The 17,465-nt window shown below is 65.4% G+C and carries 17 protein-coding genes; 1 reads left to right on the top strand and 16 read right to left on the bottom strand.

Annotated features, from left to right (window positions below; all coding sequences use genetic code 11):
* Positions 1-3 precede the first annotated feature (3 nt).
* Positions 4-306 carry a chaperone modulator CbpM gene (locus AC3RCP_RS04300; RefSeq protein WP_007923674.1) on the top strand — a complete coding sequence of 101 codons (303 nt, stop codon included), beginning with the start codon at positions 4-6 and terminating at the stop codon, positions 304-306.
* Positions 307-487: 181 nt separating this feature from the next.
* Here the strand turns inward: AC3RCP_RS04300 and AC3RCP_RS04305 are convergent, their stop codons facing one another.
* The 16 genes from AC3RCP_RS04305 to AC3RCP_RS04380 all read right to left on the bottom strand — a co-directional run bounded on the left by AC3RCP_RS04305 (position 488) and on the right by AC3RCP_RS04380 (position 17,447).
* Positions 488-1,624, bottom strand: a complete 1,137-nt coding sequence (locus AC3RCP_RS04305) for a sensor histidine kinase (protein WP_007930998.1) — start codon at positions 1,622-1,624, stop codon at positions 488-490.
* Between the two features lie 154 nt (positions 1,625-1,778).
* Positions 1,779-3,479, bottom strand: a complete 1,701-nt coding sequence (gene ureC / locus AC3RCP_RS04310) for an urease subunit alpha (RefSeq protein ID WP_101336702.1) — start codon at positions 3,477-3,479, stop codon at positions 1,779-1,781.
* Positions 3,480-3,602: 123 nt separating this feature from the next.
* Positions 3,603-3,908 carry an urease subunit beta gene (locus AC3RCP_RS04315; protein WP_101336703.1) on the bottom strand — a complete coding sequence of 102 codons (306 nt, stop codon included), beginning with the start codon at positions 3,906-3,908 and terminating at the stop codon, positions 3,603-3,605.
* Positions 3,905-4,438 carry a GNAT family N-acetyltransferase gene (locus tag AC3RCP_RS04320; RefSeq protein WP_087089953.1) on the bottom strand — a complete coding sequence of 178 codons (534 nt, stop codon included), beginning with the start codon at positions 4,436-4,438 and terminating at the stop codon, positions 3,905-3,907. Before AC3RCP_RS04320 ends, AC3RCP_RS04315 begins: the two co-directional genes overlap by 4 nt.
* 6 nt (positions 4,439-4,444) lie before the next feature.
* On the bottom strand, positions 4,445-4,978 hold the full coding sequence (locus AC3RCP_RS04325) for a GNAT family N-acetyltransferase (protein ID WP_101336704.1): 534 nt from the start codon (positions 4,976-4,978) through the stop codon (positions 4,445-4,447).
* A gap of 8 nt (positions 4,979-4,986) precedes the next feature.
* Positions 4,987-5,289 carry an urease subunit gamma gene (gene ureA, locus AC3RCP_RS04330; protein ID WP_007927275.1) on the bottom strand — a complete coding sequence of 101 codons (303 nt, stop codon included), beginning with the start codon at positions 5,287-5,289 and terminating at the stop codon, positions 4,987-4,989.
* A gap of 202 nt (positions 5,290-5,491) precedes the next feature.
* Complete coding sequence (locus tag AC3RCP_RS04335) at positions 5,492-6,331, bottom strand: urease accessory protein UreD (RefSeq protein WP_492571426.1); 840 nt, start codon at positions 6,329-6,331, stop codon at positions 5,492-5,494.
* A 42-nt stretch (positions 6,332-6,373) separates the two neighbouring features.
* Complete coding sequence (gene urtE, locus AC3RCP_RS04340; RefSeq protein WP_087089959.1) at positions 6,374-7,072, bottom strand: urea ABC transporter ATP-binding subunit UrtE; 699 nt, start codon at positions 7,070-7,072, stop codon at positions 6,374-6,376.
* A gap of 114 nt (positions 7,073-7,186) precedes the next feature.
* A complete protein-coding gene (gene urtD / locus AC3RCP_RS04345; protein WP_087089961.1) occupies positions 7,187-8,047 on the bottom strand; it encodes an urea ABC transporter ATP-binding protein UrtD in 861 nt (286 codons plus the stop codon).
* Positions 8,044-9,123, bottom strand: coding sequence for an urea ABC transporter permease subunit UrtC (urtC, locus tag AC3RCP_RS04350; protein ID WP_062823804.1), 1,080 nt, complete (start codon positions 9,121-9,123; stop codon positions 8,044-8,046). The genes urtD and urtC overlap by 4 nt, the downstream gene beginning before the upstream one ends.
* Positions 9,123-10,625 carry an urea ABC transporter permease subunit UrtB gene (gene urtB, locus AC3RCP_RS04355; protein WP_492571427.1) on the bottom strand — a complete coding sequence of 501 codons (1,503 nt, stop codon included), beginning with the start codon at positions 10,623-10,625 and terminating at the stop codon, positions 9,123-9,125. The genes urtC and urtB overlap by 1 nt, the downstream gene beginning before the upstream one ends.
* 175 nt (positions 10,626-10,800) lie before the next feature.
* Positions 10,801-12,066 carry an urea ABC transporter substrate-binding protein gene (gene urtA, locus AC3RCP_RS04360; protein ID WP_007930955.1) on the bottom strand — a complete coding sequence of 422 codons (1,266 nt, stop codon included), beginning with the start codon at positions 12,064-12,066 and terminating at the stop codon, positions 10,801-10,803.
* A gap of 341 nt (positions 12,067-12,407) precedes the next feature.
* Positions 12,408-13,418, bottom strand: coding sequence for a FecCD family ABC transporter permease (locus AC3RCP_RS04365; protein WP_492571428.1), 1,011 nt, complete (start codon positions 13,416-13,418; stop codon positions 12,408-12,410).
* Positions 13,415-14,380 (bottom strand): ABC transporter substrate-binding protein, encoded by a 966-nt coding sequence (locus AC3RCP_RS04370; protein WP_007930925.1) that lies wholly within the window; start codon positions 14,378-14,380, stop codon positions 13,415-13,417. The genes AC3RCP_RS04365 and AC3RCP_RS04370 overlap by 4 nt, the downstream gene beginning before the upstream one ends.
* Complete coding sequence (locus AC3RCP_RS04375; RefSeq protein ID WP_007930927.1) at positions 14,377-15,165, bottom strand: ABC transporter ATP-binding protein; 789 nt, start codon at positions 15,163-15,165, stop codon at positions 14,377-14,379. The genes AC3RCP_RS04370 and AC3RCP_RS04375 overlap by 4 nt, the downstream gene beginning before the upstream one ends.
* Positions 15,166-15,308: 143 nt before the next feature.
* A complete protein-coding gene (locus AC3RCP_RS04380; RefSeq protein WP_492571429.1) occupies positions 15,309-17,447 on the bottom strand; it encodes a TonB-dependent receptor in 2,139 nt (712 codons plus the stop codon).
* Positions 17,448-17,465 lie beyond the last annotated feature (18 nt).

Here is a 17,465-nt window from a genome sequence, read left to right on the forward strand (position 1 = left end):
ACCATGAGCACCCTGATCGTTCAGCTGGATATGGAAGAGTTCTGCGAGGTGGCCGATCTACCGGCCGCCTATGTGATGGAAATCGTCGAGCACGGGATCCTCGATCCCCATGGCTCGGCGCCACGGGACTGGCGTTTCACCGATTACGAACTGGCGGTCGCCAAGCGCGCCGCCAAGTTGCGGCGCGATCTGGAACTGGAGTGGGAAGGCGTCGCCCTGGCGCTGGAACTGCTCGATGAAGTCCGCGAATTGCGCACGGAAAACCAGATGCTCAAGCAGCGCCTGGGGCGTCTGCTCAGCGAGTGACGAGCGTCTGTAGGCGCTGCCGAGCTCGCGAGGCTGCGTTCGAGGACGGAGTCCTCGCAAAACCTGTATTAGCGGTTTACCTGAAGGAAAGCAGTGCCTGGTTTACGACCGCTTCGCGGTCGAGCGCAGCTTCGCAGGCTCGGCAGCGGTTACAGGGATGTCGGCCGTTTGCTCTCTACGACTATTCGGCGTGGGACACCCGCGGCAGGGTCACGGTGAAGGTGGTGCCATCGGCCTCGCTGGAGCTGACCTCGATGCTGCCCTGGTGGGCGGTGACCACTTCCTTGACGATGAACAGGCCCAGGCCGAGGCTGGTGGAGGAGCTGCCGAGTTCTTCGTTGGCGCTGCGTACCAGCGGATCGAAGAGGGTACTCAAGGCTTCCTTGGGGATCGGCGGGCCGTAGTTGTGGATGGTCAGCAGCACCTGCTCGGCGGCGCCGGTGAGGGTGACGGTCACGGTGTGGTTATTGCTGCCATGCTGCAGGGCGTTGCCGATCAGGTTCTGCAGCATCTGCTCGATGCGCCCGCGATCCCAGATGCCATGGCTGTCGCCATGGAAGTTCAGCGCCGGCGTGCAGTCCGGCCAGCCGGCGCAGGCTTCGTCCATGGCTGCCTTGGCGGCACTGGCCATGTCCATGGGCGCGGGCTCGATGGGCAGGCTGCTGCCCAGGCGGCTGCGCACGAACTCCAGCAGGTCGCCGACCATCGTCGCCATGTGCCGGGAGCTGCTCTTGATCCGCGACACGTAGGCCAGCGCATCGGCGTCCAGCGCGACTTTGCGCGCCAGCATCTCGGTGGACATGCTCACCGCCTGCAAGGGGGTTCGCAGGTCGTGGCCGAGAATCGCCAGGAAGATATCCCGCGAACGGTTGACCTGTTCGGCATAGGCCGCGGTGGACTCGGCCAATGCTTCGTCTATGGCTTCGTTGAAACGGATCATGTCCTGGAAATAGGCCAGTTCCGGCGACTCCAGGCTGGCGACCCAGAGGCGGATCACGCAGGCGCGCAGGTGGCGGAATTCCGAGGTCATCTGCACCAGGTCGAAGCCCACGTTGTGGCGCAATTCGCCATGGCTGGCGGCGGCTTCGTCGAGGCTCGGGGTCTTTTCCGGGCCTTCGCCTCGCGCCTTGGCGGCCTGTTCGCTGGCGGTCTGGGCAGTGCGCATGTCGCGAGCGGCGGCCAGCAGGATGGACTTGGCGTGGTCGCGCAATTGCAGGCGGGTCAGGGAGTCGGTATCGGGGGCAATGGATCGGGCGAACCGCTCCCACTCATCAACGATGCGATCAACCTGTTGCACGATGAAATCGGGTAGACGCATGGCCGGGAACCTTGTCAGGCAGCAGAGTGAGGACGGCGTGTCGAATTCTAGTCGCGATTGAGCCGTTCAACACGGTAAGACGTCCGGCTTTGCTGACCGTTGGGCGGCCCGGATGGGCGCCCGTTGGATCCAGGTTTCTAGAACAGCCAGCTTTCTAGAACAGGAAGTAGCGCTGCGCCATCGGCAACACCTCCGCCGGTTCGCACCAGAGCAGCACGCCGTCGGCCTTGACCTGATAGGTCTGCGGGTCGACCTCGATATCCGGCAGGTAGTCGTTGTGGATCAGGTCGCTCTTTTGCACGTCGCGGCAGCCCTTGACCACCGCGATCTGCTTTTTCAGCCCCAATTGTTGCGGCACCCCGGCCGCCAGCGCGGCCTGGCTGATAAAGGTCAGGCTGGTGGCGTGCCGGCTGCCGCCGTAGCTTGCGAACATTGGCCGGTAATGCACGGGTTGCGGGGTCGGGATCGAGGCGTTGGCATCGCCCATCAGGCTGGCGGCGATGGCCCCGCCCTTGAGGATCAATGTCGGCTTGACCCCGAAGAACGCCGGACGCCAGAGCACCAGGTCGGCCCATTTGCCGATTTCGATGGAGCCCACTTCGTGGCTGATGCCGTGGGTGATCGCCGGGTTGATCGTGTATTTGGCGATGTAGCGCTTGACCCGGAAATTGCTGTTACCGGCGCCGTCGCCCGGCAGCGGGCCGCGCTGGCGGTGCATCTTGTCGGCGGTCTGCCAGGTGCGGGTGATGACCTCGCCGACCCGGCCCATGGCCTGGCTGTCGGAGCTGATCATCGAGAAGGCGCCCAGGTCGTGGAGGATGTCTTCGGCGGCGATGGTCTCGCGGCGGATGCGGCTTTCGGCGAAGGCCACGTCCTCGGCGATGCTCGGGTCGAGGTGGTGGCAGACCATCAACATGTCCAGGTGTTCGTCGATGGTGTTGCGGGTGAACGGCCGGGTCGGGTTGGTCGAGCTCGGCAGCACGTTGGGCAAACCGCAGGCCTTGATGATGTCCGGGGCATGGCCGCCGCCGGCGCCTTCGGTGTGATAGGTGTGGATGGTGCGGCCCTTGAACGCGCCGAGGGTGGTTTCGACGAAGCCCGATTCGTTGAGGGTGTCGGTGTGGATCGCCACCTGCACGTCGTACTGGTCGGCGACGCTCAGGCAGTTGTCGATGCTGGCCGGGGTGGTGCCCCAGTCCTCGTGGAGCTTGAGGCCGATGGCTCCGGCCTTGACCTGTTCGATCAAGGGTTCCGGCAGGCTGGCGTTGCCCTTGCCGGTGAAGCCGATGTTCATCGGGAACGCGTCCGCCGCCTGGAGCATGCGCGCCATGTGCCACGGCCCCGAGGTGCAGGTGGTGGCGTTGGTGCCGGTGGCCGGCCCGGTGCCGCCGCCGATCATGGTGGTGACGCCGCTCATCAGCGCCTCTTCGATCTGCTGCGGGCAGATGAAGTGGATATGGGTGTCGATGCCGCCGGCGGTGAGGATCATGCCCTCGCCGGCGATGACTTCGGTGCTGGCGCCGACGGCGATGGTCACGTCGGGCTGGATGTCCGGGTTGCCGGCCTTGCCGATGGCGGCAATGCGCCCGTCCTTGAGGCCGACGTCGGCCTTGACGATGCCCCAGTGATCGATGATCAGCGCGTTGGTGATCAGGGTATCGACCACCTCGGCCGCCAGCAGTTGGCCCTGGCCCATGCCGTCACGGATCACCTTGCCGCCGCCGAACTTCACTTCTTCGCCGTAGGTGGTGAAGTCCTTCTCGACTTCGATCCACAGCTCGGTGTCGGCCAGGCGCACCTTGTCACCGACGGTGGGGCCGAACATGTCGGCATATGCCTGACGACTGATTTTCATTGCCATGATCCTCGCCTATGAGCTGCAAGCTTCAAGCTGCAAGCCTCAAGTAAAAACAATGTAGGGGGAGCGCCGCGAAGTGCTTTTTCTTGCAGCTTGCAGCTAGAGACTTGCGGCTGAAGTCTACAAGTCGCCCATGATTCGTCCCGCGAACCCGTAAACTCGCCGCAACCCAGCCAGATCGACAAGCTCGACTTCCCGGGTCTGCCCCGGCTCGAAGCGCACGGCGGTGCCGGCCGGGATGTTCAGGCGCATGCCACGACTGGCGGCGCGGTCGAAGGTCAGGGCGTCGTTGGTTTCGAAAAAATGATAGTGCGAGCCCACCTGGATCGGCCGGTCGCCGCTGTTGGCGACGCTCAGGCTGAGGGTGCGGCGGCCGGTGTTGAGTTCGATGTCGCCGGGCTGGATCTGGTATTGGCCTGGAATCATACGGGTTGCCCCAGAGTCTTGAAGTAAATGGCGGTCGGGCTGTAGGTGCCGTCCGGGCTTTGGCAGTAGTTCGGCAGTTCGCCGACGCGGGTGTAGCCCTGGGCGCTGTAGAAGGCTTCGGCGTCCGAGCCGGCTTCGGTGTCCAGGTACAGCAGGCCGCGCTTGTGCTGGCGCGCCGCCTGTTCCACGGCGTGCATCAACTGTTGGCCCAGGCCACGGCGGCGGGCGTCGTGGCGCACCTGCAGCTTTTGTACCTCGGCGCGATTGAGGCCGTTGGGCTTCTGGCACAGCGCCAGTTGCACGCTGGCCAGGACCCGCTCGTCCTGCACCACCACCCACAGCAGCAGGCTGCCGTCGGTCACGCTGGCCTGGACGCTGTTGACGTAGGCGCGGGCCTGTTCCTCGTCGAGGTCGGCCATGAATCCGACCGAGGCGCCGTGGCCCACGGCGTCGAACAACAGATCAATCAACCCCTGGCGATAGTGGGCAAAGCTCTCCGCATGGACTCGACGCAGTTGGGCGGCGTTCATCGGGTATCACTCCTTGTGGACGGTGGGCGGTGGCGCCCCCGGATCGAGGGTCAATTGCATGAACGTCAGGTCCAGCCAGCGCCCGAACTTGGTGCCCACTTGCGGCATCTGGCCGGTGGTGACGAAGCCCAGGCGTTCATGCAGGCGGATCGAGGCGGCATTGCCGCTTTCGATGGCCGCGACCATCACGTGTTTGTCGCAGGCCCCGGCGCGTTCGATCAGCGCTTGCATCAGGCGCGGGCCGAGGCCGTTGCCGCGCTGGTCGTTGCGGATATACACCGAGTGCTCGACGGTATGGCGGAAGCCGTCGAAGGGCCGCCAGTCGCCGAACGAGGCATAGCCGAGCACGCTTTCGTCGGCGTCGACCGCCACCAGGATCGGATAACCCTGGGCCTGGCGGGCGCTGAACCAGGCCTGGCGATTGCCCAGGTCCACGGCCTGTTCGTTCCAGATCGCCGTGGTGTTGAGTACGGCGTCGTTATAGATATCGCGGATCGCCGGCAGGTCGGCATGCACGGCATCGCGGATGGAGTACGTCATGGGCGGCCTCAGGCGATCGGTTGGTGGACGGTGACCAGCTTGGTGCCGTCGGGGAAAGTCGCTTCCACCTGGATTTCCGGAATCATCTCCGGGATGCCTTCCATTACTTGTTCGCGGGTCAGCAGGGTGGTGCCGTAGTGCATCAGCTCGGCCACGGTCTGGCCGTCGCGGGCGCCTTCGAGCAGCGCCGCGGAGATATAGGCCATGGCTTCCGGGTAATTGAGCTTCACGCCACGGGCCAGGCGCCGTTCGGCCACCAGGCCGGCGGTGAAGATCAGCAGTTTGTCTTTTTCGCGTGGGGTCAGGTCCATCGTTCAAAATCCGTTGTTGAGCCGTTGAAAGGGGGCATGGCGCGATGCATCCGTAGCCGCTGCCGCAGGCTGCGATCGGCTCCGCAGGAGACGCACCCTGGTTGACGCGATCTGCCTGATACACCGCGGCGTCTGGTTTGGCGCCCGCTACGCGGACGATTGCAGCCTGCGGCAGCGGCTACAGGAAAGTCGTGTCGCTGTGTCATGTGTTCCAGATCCTCGGCGGCAGCGCCTCGCGCCCCAGCAGGGCCGGGCGCAACAGGCGCCACAGGTCGATCAGCCAGGCGCGGGCCAGCAGCGCTTCGCTGGCCAGGCAGCGGGCCACCAGCAGGCCGGGCAGTTGCGTCAGGTCGCCGCGCACGGCATGAGGCAGCGAACGGCAACGCTCCAGCAGCTGGCTGTCGATTTCGCCGGTGGCCAGCAGGGTGGCGAAGACCGGCTGGCCGTCCAGGCCGATCGGTGAGTCGAGCAAACCGTCGCCGCCGCCGATGCGCTGGCGTTCGTGCCAGAGCAACTGGCCGTCGCGGCGGATGTCCAGGTGCGACTGGAAATGCCCGAGGTCGAAGCGCTCGTCGCTGGCCGGGCGGCCGAGCGCCACCACATCCCAGTAGAACAGCCGGGCGTCGCCTTGCAGCTCGATACGGGTGCTCAGTTCGGCCTGGGCGGCGCTGAACACGATGGTTTCCTGGGGCAGCCATTCCAGGGTGGCGCCGGCGGCGACGTTCAATTCCAGGGTCTGATAGGCGGGCCCGTTGGCGCGATACCACTTGGCGGCGCCGGGGCTGGTCAGTTGCGCCCAGGCATCGCGCTCGACGCTGGCGCGGATCTGCAGGCGGTCGCCGCCGGCAATCCCGCCGGGCGGATGCACGATGATGTGCTGGCAGACCTCGGGGCCTTCGGCGTACAGGTGTTTCTGCACCCGCAGCGGGCCCTTGTGCCGGCGCTGCACTGGGCGCGTGCTGTCGTCAAAGCGGGCGTAGCCGAGTTCCAGCTCGGCATGCCAGCTGGGGGTGAACAGGGCGGTGTGGGCTGGCAGGTTCATGGTTCGTGCTTAATGTCTGGACGTTACAGGCTAGATCGTAACTTAGATGGTAACCAGGCCGCGTACACCCTCGGCTTGCATATTTTCACCGCGGCCCTGCTGGACGATTTCGCCCCGGGACATCACCAGATACTGGTCGGCCAGTTCGGCGGCGAAGTCGTAGAACTGCTCCACCAACAGGATCGCCATGTCGCCGCGGGCTGCGAGTTTCTTGATCACCGCGCCGATTTCCTTGATCACCGACGGCTGGATGCCCTCGGTGGGCTCGTCGAGGATCAACAGCCGTGGCCGGCTGGCCAGGGCCCGGCCGATGGCCAGCTGCTGTTGCTGGCCGCCGGACAGGTCGCCGCCGCGCCGCTGTTTCATTTGCAGCAGCACCGGGAACAGCTCGTAGATGAAGGCCGGCACTTCCTTGGCTTCTTTCGCGCCAAAACGGGAAAGCCCCATCAACAGGTTTTCTTCCACGGTCAGGCGGCCGAAGATCTCCCGGCCCTGGGGCACGTAGGCGATGCCGGCATGCACCCGTTGATGGGGCTTGTAGGCGGTGATGGCCTGGCCTTCCCAGTTCACCGTGCCTTCCTTGGCCGGCAGCAGGCCCATCAGGCATTTGAGCAGGGTGGTCTTGCCCACCCCGTTGCGTCCGAGCAGGCAGGTGACTTCACCGACCTTCGCCTCGAAGCTCAGGCCGCGCAGGATGTGGCTACCGCCGTAGTACTGATGAAGGTGTTGGACCTGTAGCATTGGAACTCCGTTAGTAGGGCTTCAAGCGGCAAGCTTCAAGCTGCAAGTAAGAGCGAGGTGCATGGCTTTGCTGTTCACTTGCCGCTTGAAGCTTGCGGCTTGAAGCTGGCCGATTCATCGCCCCAAATAAACTTCAACAACGCGTTCATCGGCCTGCACCTGTTCCAGCGACCCTTCGGCCAGCACGCTGCCCTGGTGCAGCACGGTGACGTGGTCGGCGATCGAGCCGACGAAGCCCATGTCGTGCTCCACTACCATCAGCGAATGCTTGCCCGCCAGGCGCTTGAACAGCTCGGCGGTGAACTCGGTCTCGGCATCGGTCATGCCCGCCACCGGCTCGTCGAGCAGCAGCAACTGCGGGTCCTGCATCAGCAGCATGCCGATTTCCAGGAACTGCTTCTGGCCGTGGGACAGCAGGCCGGCCTGGCGTTCCACCGAGGCGGTCAGGCGAATGGTTTCCAGCACTTCGTCGATGCGGTCTTTCTGCTCACCGGAGAGTTTCGCCCGCAGGCTGGCCCATACCGACTTGTCGGTGTTCTGCGCCAGCTCCAGGTTTTCGAACACGCTCAGGGCTTCGAACACCGTGGGTTTCTGGAACTTGCGGCCGATGCCGGCCTGGGCGATCTGCACCTCGCTCATCTGCGTCAGGTCCAGGGTTTCGCCGAACCAGGCCTTGCCGTGGGTGGGCCGGGTCTTGCCGGTGATCACGTCCATCAGGGTGGTCTTGCCCGCGCCGTTGGGGCCGATGATGCAACGCAGCTCGCCGACGCCGATGTACAGGTTCAGGTCGTTGAGCGCCTTGAAACCATCGAAGCTGACGCTGATGTCTTCCAGGGTCAGGATGGTGCCGTGGCGGGTGTTCAGGCCCTTGCCGGCGGCCTGGCCGAGGCCGATGGCGTCGCGGCTGGCGCCTGCATCCTTGTTGGCATCGAGGATAGGTTCGAGCATGAATTCGGCCGTCGGTGTGATTCTCATGATTCGCCCCTTTTCTTCAGCAAGCCGATGATGCCTTTGGGCAAATACAGGGTGACGATGATGAAGAGCGCCCCAAGGAAGAACAGCCAGTATTCCGGGAAGGCCACGGTGAACCAGCTCTTCATGCCGTTGACCACGCCGGCGCCGAGCAGTGGGCCGATCAGCGTGCCGCGACCGCCCAGGGCGACCCACACGGCAGCCTCGATGGAGTTGGTCGGCGACATTTCGCTGGGGTTGATGATGCCCACTTGCGGTACGTACAAGGCCCCCGCCAGGCCGCACAGCACCGCGCTCAGCACCCAGACGAACAGCTTGAAGCCGCGTGGGTCGTAGCCGCAGAACATCAGGCGGTTTTCCGCGTCCCGCAGCGCGGTCAGCACCCGGCCGAACTTGCTCCGGGCCAGGCGCCAGCCGATATACAGGCTGGCCACCAGCAACAGCACGGTGGCCAGGAACAGTACCGCGCGGGTCCCGGGCTCGGTGATGCCGAAGCCGAGGATGGTGCGGAAGTTGGTGAAGCCGTTGTTGCCGCCAAACCCGGTCTCGTTGCGAAAGAACAGGAGCATGCCGGCGAAGGTCAGGGCCTGGGTCATGATCGAGAAATACACGCCCTTGATCCGCGAGCGGAAGGCGAAGAAACCGAACACCAGCGCCAGCAAGCCCGGCGCCAGCACCACCAGGCACAGGGCCCAGAGGAAGCTGCCGGTGCCGCTCCAGTACCACGGCAGCTCGGTCCACGAGAGGAAGGTCATGAACGCCGGCAGGCTGTCCCCCGCGGCCTGGCGCATCAGGTACATGCCCATGGCGTAGCCGCCGAGGGCGAAGAACAGGCCATGGCCCAGGGACAGCAGCCCGGCATAACCCCAGACCAGGTCCAGGGCCAGGGCGACGATGGCGTAGCAGAGGATCTTGCCCACCAGGGTCAGGGTGTAGGCCGAGACGTGCAGCGGGTTGTCCGGCGCCAGCAGCGAGAGCAGCGGCAGGGCCAGCAGCACCGCCAGGATCAGCGCGCCGACGGCGACCGAGACCTTGGGCCCGGCCTTTTGTGTAGCGGTAACCAATAGAGGCTGATTCATCAGTCGATCACCCGTCCTTTCAATGCGAAGAGGCCTTGCGGACGTTTCTGGATAAACAGAATGATCAGCGCGAGGATCAGGATCTTGCCGAGCACGGCGCCGATCTGGGGTTCGAGAATCTTGTTGGCTACCCCCAGGCCGAACGCGGCGAACACGCTACCGGCCAGTTGGCCGACGCCGCCGAGCACCACCACCAGGAACGAGTCGATGATGTAGCTCTGGCCCAGGTCCGGGCCGACGTTGCCGATCTGGCTCAGGGCCACGCCACCGAGGCCGGCGATGCCGGAACCGAGGCCGAAGGCGAGCATGTCGACCCGTCCTGTCGGTACGCCGCAGCAGGCGGCCATGTTGCGGTTCTGGGTGACCGCGCGCACGTTCAGGCCCAGGCGGGTCTTGTTCAGCAGCAGCCAAGTGAGCACCACCACAAACAGCGCGAAGGCGATGATCACGATGCGGTTGTAGGGCAGCACCAGGTTGGGCAGCACCTGGATCCCGCCGGACAGCCAGGCCGGGTTCGACACCTCGACGTTCTGCGCGCCGAATACCAGGCGCACCAGCTGGATCAGCATCAGGCTGATGCCCCAGGTGGCGAGCAGGGTTTCCAGCGGCCGGCCGTAGAGATGGCGGATCACCGTGCGTTCCAGGGCCATGCCGATGCCGGCGGTGACAAAGAACGCCACCGGCAGGGCGATCAGCGGGTAGAACTCGATGGCCTGCGGGGCGTAGCGTTGGAACAGCAGCTGCACCATGTAGGTGGAGTAGGCGCCGAGCATCAGCATCTCGCCGTGGGCCATGTTGATCACCCCGAGCAGGCCGAAGGTGATCGCCAGGCCCAGGGCCGCCAGCAGCAGGATCGAGCCCAGGGACATGCCGCTGAAGGCCTGTCCGAGCACCTCGCCCACCAGCAGTTTGCGCTTGACCTGGGCCAGGCTGGTTTCGGCGGCGGTGCGCACCCCGGCATCGGCTTCCACGCCGGGTTCGAGCAGGCCTTCGAGGCGGGTACGGGCCAGCGGGTCGCCGGTTTCACCCAGCAGGCGCACCGCGGCCAGGCGCACGGCCGGGTCGCTGTCCACCAGTTGCAGGTTGGCCAGGGCCAGGCTCAGGGCGTCGTGTACGGCCTGGTCCTGTTCGGCGGCCAGGCTGGCATCGAGGAATTTCAGCTGCGCCGGCTTGGCGCTTTTCTGCAACTGCTGCGCGGCGGCCAGGCGGACTTTTGCGTCGGCGGCGAGCAGTTGATGGCTGGCCATGGCGGTGTCGATCAGACCCCGCAGGCGATTGTTCAGGCGCAAGGTCTTGGCTTGGCCATCGACGGTCAGCTGGCCTTGTTGCAAGGCGCCAAGCAGTTCGAGGCGCGCCGGGTCGGGCTGCGCGGCCCAGCTTTCCAGCAGCCTGGCCTGTTGCGTGGCGTTGGCCGCGACGAAGTCTTCGGCGTCGCCGGCCCTGGCGGCCAATGGCAGCAACAGCAGGCAGGCGAGAATGAAACGGTAGAGGGCAGTGGGCATATCAATGGCCTTGCGCGGAGCGTGGGTCTGTAGCCGCTGCCGCAGGCTGCGATCGGCCTCGCAGAGGACGTGCTCTTGAGGGCCTCGAAGGTCCTGCGGACCTTATCGCAGCCTGCGGCAGCGGCTACAGAGGTTGTGCCGGACGCGGGAGCGGCGGCCGGCATCCATCCGTTGCTTAGTTGCTCTTCACCGCGTAATCCGGCTTCTTGTCGTTGCCCGGGATGAACGGGCTCCACGGCTGGGCGCGGATCGGGCCTTCGGTCTGCCAGACCACGTTGAACTGACCGTCCGGCTGGATCTCGCCGATCATCACCGGCTTGTGCAGGTGGTGGTTGGTCTTGTCCATGGTCAGGGTGTAGCCCGACGGCGCGGCGAAGGTCTGGCCGGCCAGGGCTTCGCGGACCTTGTCGACGTCGGTGGACTTGGCTTTCTCCACCGCCTGGGCCCACATGTGGATGCCGACGTAGGTGGCCTCCATCGGGTCGTTGGTCACGGCTTTATCCGCGCCCGGCAGCTTCTTGGCCTTGGCGTAGGCTTTCCAGTCGGCGACGAACTTCTGGTTCACCGGGTTCTCCACGGACTCGAAGTAGTTCCAGGCCGCGAGGTTGCCCACCAGTGGCTTGGTGTCGATGCCGCGCAGTTCTTCCTCGCCCACGGAGAAGGCCACCACCGGTACGTCGGTGGCTTTCAGGCCCTGGTTGGCCAGCTCTTTGTAGAACGGCACGTTGGAATCGCCGTTGACCGTGGAGATGACCGCGGTCTTGCCGCCGGCGGAGAACTTCTTGATGTTGGCGACGATGGTCTGGTAGTCGCTGTGGCCGAACGGGGTGTAGACCTCTTCGATGTCCTTGTCGGCCACGCCCTTGGAATGCAGGAACGAGCGCAGGATCTTGTTGGTGGTGCGCGGGTAGACATAGTCGGTGCCGAGCAGGAAGAAGCGCTTGGCGCTGCCGCCGTCTTCGCTCATCAGGTATTCCACCGCCGGGATCGCCTGCTGGTTAGGCGCCGCGCCGGTGTAGAACACGTTCGGCGACATCTCTTCGCCTTCGTATTGCACCGGGTAGAACAGCAGGCCGTTGAGCTCCTCGAACACCGGCAGCACCGACTTGCGCGACACCGAGGTCCAGCAGCCGAACACCACGGCGACCTTGTCCTGGGTCAGCAGCTGGCGGCCTTTCTCGGCGAACAGCGGCCAGTTCGACGCCGGGTCGACCACCACCGCCTCGAGCTGCTTGCCGTTGACGCCGCCCTTGGCGTTGATCTCGTCAATGGTCATCAGCGCCATGTCCTTGAGCGAGGTTTCGGAGATCGCCATGGTCCCCGACAGCGAATGCAGGATGCCGACCTTGATGGTCTCGGCGGCCTGGACGGTCCAGGTCATGCCCATCGCGGCAATGCTTGCCGTGAGTGTGAAAGCCTTGATCAAGCTGCGACGCTTCATTGTGCGATCTCCATGAACTTATGAGTTTTCTTGGTTGGCAGATGCGGACTACTGAAGGGCTGTTTTGCAAGGGGTGTGCCTAGTCGGCACAGGGCATGAAAACGTCGCTTTCATGGCGTGGAGGGGAGGGGTGGCGCACCAATGCGGGGCCGCCAGGCGGCTTTGGTGCGCACGAATGCGCCGCGCTGGTGCCAGTGATGACCTGTAGCCGCTGCCGCAGGCTGCGATCGCGACCGAAGGGCGCGCACGGCTTCAAGATCGCCAAAGGCCTTCGGCCTTAGCGCAGCCTGCGGCAGCGGCTACAGGGCTTCGTCGGACATTGTTCTTCTGTAGGACGTCTTTCAGCGGCGGCGCATCAGGCCGATAAAGAACAGCCCACCGATGGCCGCCGTAGCCACGCCTATGGGCAGGTCTTCGGGGGCGATCAGGGTGCGAGCGGCGACATCGACCCAGACCAGGAACACGCTGCCCAGCAGCACGCACACCGGCAACAGCCGCCGATGCTCGGCGCCCACCAGACGCCGGGCGATGTGCGGTACCATCAGCCCGACGAAGCCGATGGAGCCGCTGATGGACACCAGCACCCCGGTCATCAGCGAGGCGATCAGGAACACCCGCAGCCGCACGTTGCGGGCATTCAGGCCGAGGGTCACCGCGGTCTGCTCGCCCGCCATCAGCGCGTTCAACGGCCGTGCCATGCCCAGCAGCAGGACCAGCCCGAGCAGCACGCTGGCCGCCGGCACCGCGAGCAGTTCCCAGCGCGCCAGGCCCAGCCCGCCGAGCATCCAGAACATCACCGCCGAGCTGGCGCGGTGGTCGCCCATGAACAGCAGCAGGTTGGCCACCGCCATCATCACGAAGGACACCGCCACCCCGCACAGCAGCAGGCGGTCGCTGTCGAGCCGACCGTGGCGCGCGGCGATGCCGAGCACCAGCAGCATGCTCGCCAACGCGCCGATAAAGGCGGCGATAGGCAGGGTCAGCAGGCCGACGACTTCACCCACATGCAGCACCACGATCACCGCGCCCAGGGTGGCGCCGGAGGTCACGCCGAGCAGGTGCGGGTCGGCCAGCGGATTGCGCGTCACTGCTTGCAGCACCGCGCCGATCAAGGCCAACCCGGCGCCGACCAGGGCCCCGAGCAGCATGCGCGGCACGCGGATCAGCCAGACGATATGTTCCTGCCCGGCGCTCCAGTCCGCCTCGCCCAGGCCGAGGGTCTTGTGCAGCAGGATGCGCCAGACCACATCCACCGGCACCCGCGCCGAGCCGAAGCCCAGGGACAGCACGCAGGACGCCAGCAGTAACGCGCCGAGGGCAGTCAGCAACAAGGCATAACGACGATCGATCATGCGCCGTGGAAACCCTTGGCCAGGGTTTGCACCGCTTCGACGTTATCGATGCCCGGCGTGGCCTGCACGTAAGGGATCACGATGAAGCGCTGGTTACGGATCGCATCCACCGATTGCAGGGCCTTGTTGTTGAGCAGGAACTGCTGTTTCTGCTCGGCAGTGACTTCGCTGTAGTCGACGATCACGATCACCTGCGGGTTGCGTTCGACCACGGTTTCCCAGTTGACCCGGGTCCAGCTGGCCTCGACATCGTCGAGGATGTTGCGTCCGCCGGCGGCGTCGATCAGCGCCTGGGGCATGCCCAGGCGGCCGGAGGTCATGGCGCGGTCTTCGCCGCTGTCGTAGAGGAACACCCGCGGTTTTTCCGTGGGCAGGTCCTGCTGGATCGCGGCGACCTGCTGCTGCATGCCGGCGATCAACTGGTTGGCGCGGTCCTGCACGTCGAAGATCCGTCCCAGGTTGCGCAGGTCGTTGTAGGTGTCGTCGAGGCTGGCGGCCGGGCGCTTCATCACGAAGGCGCAGGACTCGGTCAGCTCCAGCACATTGATGCCCAGCGGCGTCAGGGTCTGTGGAGTCAGGTCGCCGCCGACGCGCATGCCGTAGTCCCAGCCGGCGAAGAAGAAATCGACATTGGCGTCGAGCAGGGTTTCCACCGACGGGTACTTGGCCGCCAGCTCCGGCAGGCCGTCGAGGATGGCCTGCATCTCGGGCGTCACCGCCTTCCAGCCGCTGATGCCGCTGTAGCCGACCATGTGCGACTTGAGGCCCAGGGCGAGCATCATCTGGGTCATGTTGATGTCGTGGCTCAGGGCGTGCTTCGGTGCTTCCTTGAAGGTCACCTCGCGGTTGCAACTGTGGACGGTCAGCGGGTAACGGGTGGCTTCGGCGCAGGCCTGGCTGGCGAGCAGCGACAGGGCCAGGCCGGCAGGGATCAGGCAGTTGAGGGAGACGCGCGGGGTCATGGTTGGGTTATCCAAGTGATTCGTGGGTAGCCGGACAACGGGTGTCGGTCGACCAGGGCGTCGACGCCGAACACCTCGCGCAGCAGCGTGACCGTCAGCACTTGCTCGGGCGTGCCGCTGGCGACGATGCGTCCGTGATCGATCACATACAGGCGATCGCAGAAGGCGGCGGCCAGGTTCAGGTCGTGGATGCTGGCGAGGGTGCCGATGCCCAGGCGCTTGACCCGTTGCAGCAGCTCCAGCTGGTAGCGCGGGTCGAGGTGGTTGGTCGGCTCGTCGAGGATCAGCAGTTGCGGTTGCTGGGCCAGGGCGCGGGCCAGGATCACCCGCTGCTTTTCCCCGCCGGACAAGGTGGCGAAGGCATGCGCCTCGAAACCCAGCAGGCCCACCGACTCCAGCGCCTGGCGGGCGATGGCGCGGTCGGCGGCGCTGTCACCGTCGAACAGGCCCTTGTGCGGCGTGCGGCCCATGGCGACCACTTCTGCGACGGTCAGGCCGAAGGCATCGGGGAACTCCTGCAACACCACGGCGATGCGTTGCGCGCACCAGCGCGGTGTCTGCTTCCAGACGTTGTAGTGATCGAGCCGGACTTCGCCCTGGTCCGGCCGGCTGAAGCGATAGCTGCAGCGCAGCAGGCTGGTCTTGCCGCTGCCGTTGGGTCCGATCAGCCCGACGAACTCCCCCGGCGCCACGCGCAGGCTGGCCTCACGCAGCTGGAACTGGTGATGACAGTGGCCCTGGCCCAGGGGTGTCCAGGCCAGGTTGGTGAGGTTCAGCGAGGTCATGCGGTGTCCGTGTGATGCCCTGTAGCCGCTGCCGAAGGCTGCGAAAAGGTCCGTAGGACCTTCCGAGGACCTCAAGAGCGCGTGTGCTGCGTCGGAATGCCGCGCAGACCGATCGCAGCCTTCGGCGGCGGCACAGGTATTGGTTAAAAGGCGTAATCGGCGGTCACGAAAAACGACCGTGGTTCGCCGAGGATCCATTGCTGGCCCTCATTGTATTGGCTTTGCGCGTATTGCCGGTCGAACAGATTGTTCAGCTGCAAACCGAAGGTGGTATCGCGCAGGGCTTTCCACGACAGCACCGCGTCGACCACGGTGTAGCTGGGCAGCTCGTTGCGGTTGGCCAGGTCGGCGTAGCGGGTATCGACATAACGCACCCCGGCGCCGGCCTGCAGGTTATCGGTCACCGCCTTGTTCAGCCACAGGTTGGCGGTGCGCCGTGGCACGTCCACCGGGCGATTGCCGCTGCGCGAGACGAACTGGTTGCCGACCTGTTCTTGGAAGTCGTCGTACTCGGCCTTGACGATGGCGGCATTGGCTTGCAGTTGCCAGGCGTGGGGCAGTTGCAGCTCGAGGCTGGCTTCCAGGCCGCGGGACGATTGCTGGCCGACCTGCTGCTTGAGCGTCGGGTTGCCCGGGTCGTCGGTCAGCAGCTTCTTCTTGACGATGTGATAGGCCGCCAGGGTCCACTCGCCGCGCTGGTCCCAGAACATCTGCTTGAGGCCGATCTCGCTCTGCCGGGCGCGGGCCAGGTCGTATTGCTGCTGGCTCGGGCTCAGGGAAATCAGGCCGCCGATGCCGTCGGTGCTGGTGGCGTACTGGCCGTAGAACGAGGTGTCCGGCGTCAGCGCGAACACCAGCCCGGCCTTCCAGTTGTTGCCGGTCAGGGTCTTGTCGCTCTGGCTGCCGTCCACCAGGTTGTCGCGATCCACCTGCACGTAGTCGCGGCGCACGCCGGTCACCAGCGACCAGCGCTCGCTCAGTTGGGTACGGTTTTCGGCGAAGGCCGACATCTGTTTGGTGGTGCTCTGGAATTGCGGGCGATAGGCCGAGGCGCTGTCGAAGCGGCCCTTGTCCGGGTGTTGCAGATCCAGCGGCTGGCCATCCGGCAGCGCATCCTTGAACGGCGAGTTGCTATTGAGCTGGAAGCGGATGCGGTTGTAATCGACCCCGGCCAGGGTCTGGCTGTCGAGGCCGAACAGGCTGTGCTTGACGGTGAAGGTCTGGCGATCGCCGACCTGCTCCTGCTGGTGCTTGATGGCAAAGTTGCCGCTGCGCAGCAACTGCTGGCCGGCGGTGTCCCAGCTGTAGTTCTCGGCGTTCTGCCAGCGGCGCTGGGCCTTGAGGTAATACAGCTCGTTGCTGGCGCTGACGCTGTCGGAAAGCTGCCACTCGCTGGTCAGGCGCGTCCACTGATCGTTGTAGTGCTGCTTGTCGTTGCCGATGTTGTAGTTCTTGTCCCGCAGGCCCTCATGGAAGCGGCCATTGACCAGCGGGGTGCCGAAATCATTCATCGGCTGCTGGTCGCCGTAGTCGTGGGCGAGGGTGAACGCCAGGTCGTCCGTGGCCTGCCAGCGCAGCGCCGCGCTGATGAAGTCGCTGGTGCTGTCGCCGCGATCGATCCAGCCGTTGCTGCGCAGGCGGTTGAGGTTCAGGCGATAGCTCAGGGTGTCGCTCAGCGAGCCGCCGCTGTCGAGGGCTTGCTGCTGGCTGTCGTAGGAACCGTAGCCGAGGCGCAGGTGGTTTTCGATCTCGCCGGCGAAGGGTTTCTTCGGGATCACATTGACCACCGCGCCGGTGGCGCCTTCGCCATACAGCACCGAGGCCGGACCGCGCAGCACATCCACCCGCTCCACCGACCAGGTGTCCACCGGGAAGGTCACGGTGCCCATGCCGCTGTACAGGCGATTGCCGTCGTACAGCTGCATCACCGAACCCTGGCCGGTAAAGCCGCGCGCCGACAACGAAGTGCCGCCGTCGCCGGGCGTGCCGGTGCGGCTGATCCCGGTGCTGCGCGACACCGCGTCCTGCACGCTGCGGTCGCCGCGCTGGCGAATGCGCTCGCCGTTCAGGCTCTCGGTGCTGGCCGGGGTTTGCAGGGCGCTCAGGCCCAGGCGCGAACCGGCGGTGGTCGGGGTGTGCAGGCTGATGTCCTGCGTATCGATGGCTGGCGCGCTGATGGTGCCGGTGGGCAGTATCAGGGGGGCGTCGTCGGCCTGGGCGGAGTGATTCAGGACCAGCAGGCAGAGGCTGGACGCCAGGAGCTTAGTTGTCGGGCGGTTCATCGGGGCGGCTGAGTCGCT

The organism is Pseudomonas sp. GW822-FHT05A08 (assembly GCF_058800485.1).

Bases quoted from the DNA above. Each gene is read 5' to 3' on its own strand.
- urtB (WP_492571427.1), bottom strand. From the start codon at position 10,625: ATGCCCACTGCCCTCTACCGTTTCATTCTCGCCTGCCTGCTGTTGCTG.
- AC3RCP_RS04320 (WP_087089953.1), bottom strand. From the start codon at position 4,438: ATGAACGCCGCCCAACTGCGTCGAGTCCATGCGGAGAGCTTTGCCCAC.
- AC3RCP_RS04300 (WP_007923674.1), top strand. From the start codon at position 4: ATGAGCACCCTGATCGTTCAGCTGGATATGGAAGAGTTCTGCGAGGTG.
- AC3RCP_RS04335 (WP_492571426.1), bottom strand. From the start codon at position 6,331: ATGAACCTGCCAGCCCACACCGCCCTGTTCACCCCCAGCTGGCATGCC.
- urtE (WP_087089959.1), bottom strand. From the start codon at position 7,072: ATGCTACAGGTCCAACACCTTCATCAGTACTACGGCGGTAGCCACATC.
- urtD (WP_087089961.1), bottom strand. From the start codon at position 8,047: ATGAGAATCACACCGACGGCCGAATTCATGCTCGAACCTATCCTCGAT.
- AC3RCP_RS04325 (WP_101336704.1), bottom strand. From the start codon at position 4,978: ATGACGTACTCCATCCGCGATGCCGTGCATGCCGACCTGCCGGCGATC.
- AC3RCP_RS04315 (WP_101336703.1), bottom strand. From the start codon at position 3,908: ATGATTCCAGGCCAATACCAGATCCAGCCCGGCGACATCGAACTCAAC.
- AC3RCP_RS04365 (WP_492571428.1), bottom strand. From the start codon at position 13,418: ATGATCGATCGTCGTTATGCCTTGTTGCTGACTGCCCTCGGCGCGTTA.
- urtC (WP_062823804.1), bottom strand. From the start codon at position 9,123: ATGAATCAGCCTCTATTGGTTACCGCTACACAAAAGGCCGGGCCCAAG.
- AC3RCP_RS04375 (WP_007930927.1), bottom strand. From the start codon at position 15,165: ATGACCTCGCTGAACCTCACCAACCTGGCCTGGACACCCCTGGGCCAG.
- AC3RCP_RS04305 (WP_007930998.1), bottom strand. From the start codon at position 1,624: ATGCGTCTACCCGATTTCATCGTGCAACAGGTTGATCGCATCGTTGAT.
- urtA (WP_007930955.1), bottom strand. From the start codon at position 12,066: ATGAAGCGTCGCAGCTTGATCAAGGCTTTCACACTCACGGCAAGCATT.
- ureA (WP_007927275.1), bottom strand. From the start codon at position 5,289: ATGGACCTGACCCCACGCGAAAAAGACAAACTGCTGATCTTCACCGCC.
- AC3RCP_RS04370 (WP_007930925.1), bottom strand. From the start codon at position 14,380: ATGACCCCGCGCGTCTCCCTCAACTGCCTGATCCCTGCCGGCCTGGCC.
- ureC (WP_101336702.1), bottom strand. From the start codon at position 3,479: ATGAAAATCAGTCGTCAGGCATATGCCGACATGTTCGGCCCCACCGTC.
- AC3RCP_RS04380 (WP_492571429.1), bottom strand. From the start codon at position 17,447: ATGAACCGCCCGACAACTAAGCTCCTGGCGTCCAGCCTCTGCCTGCTG.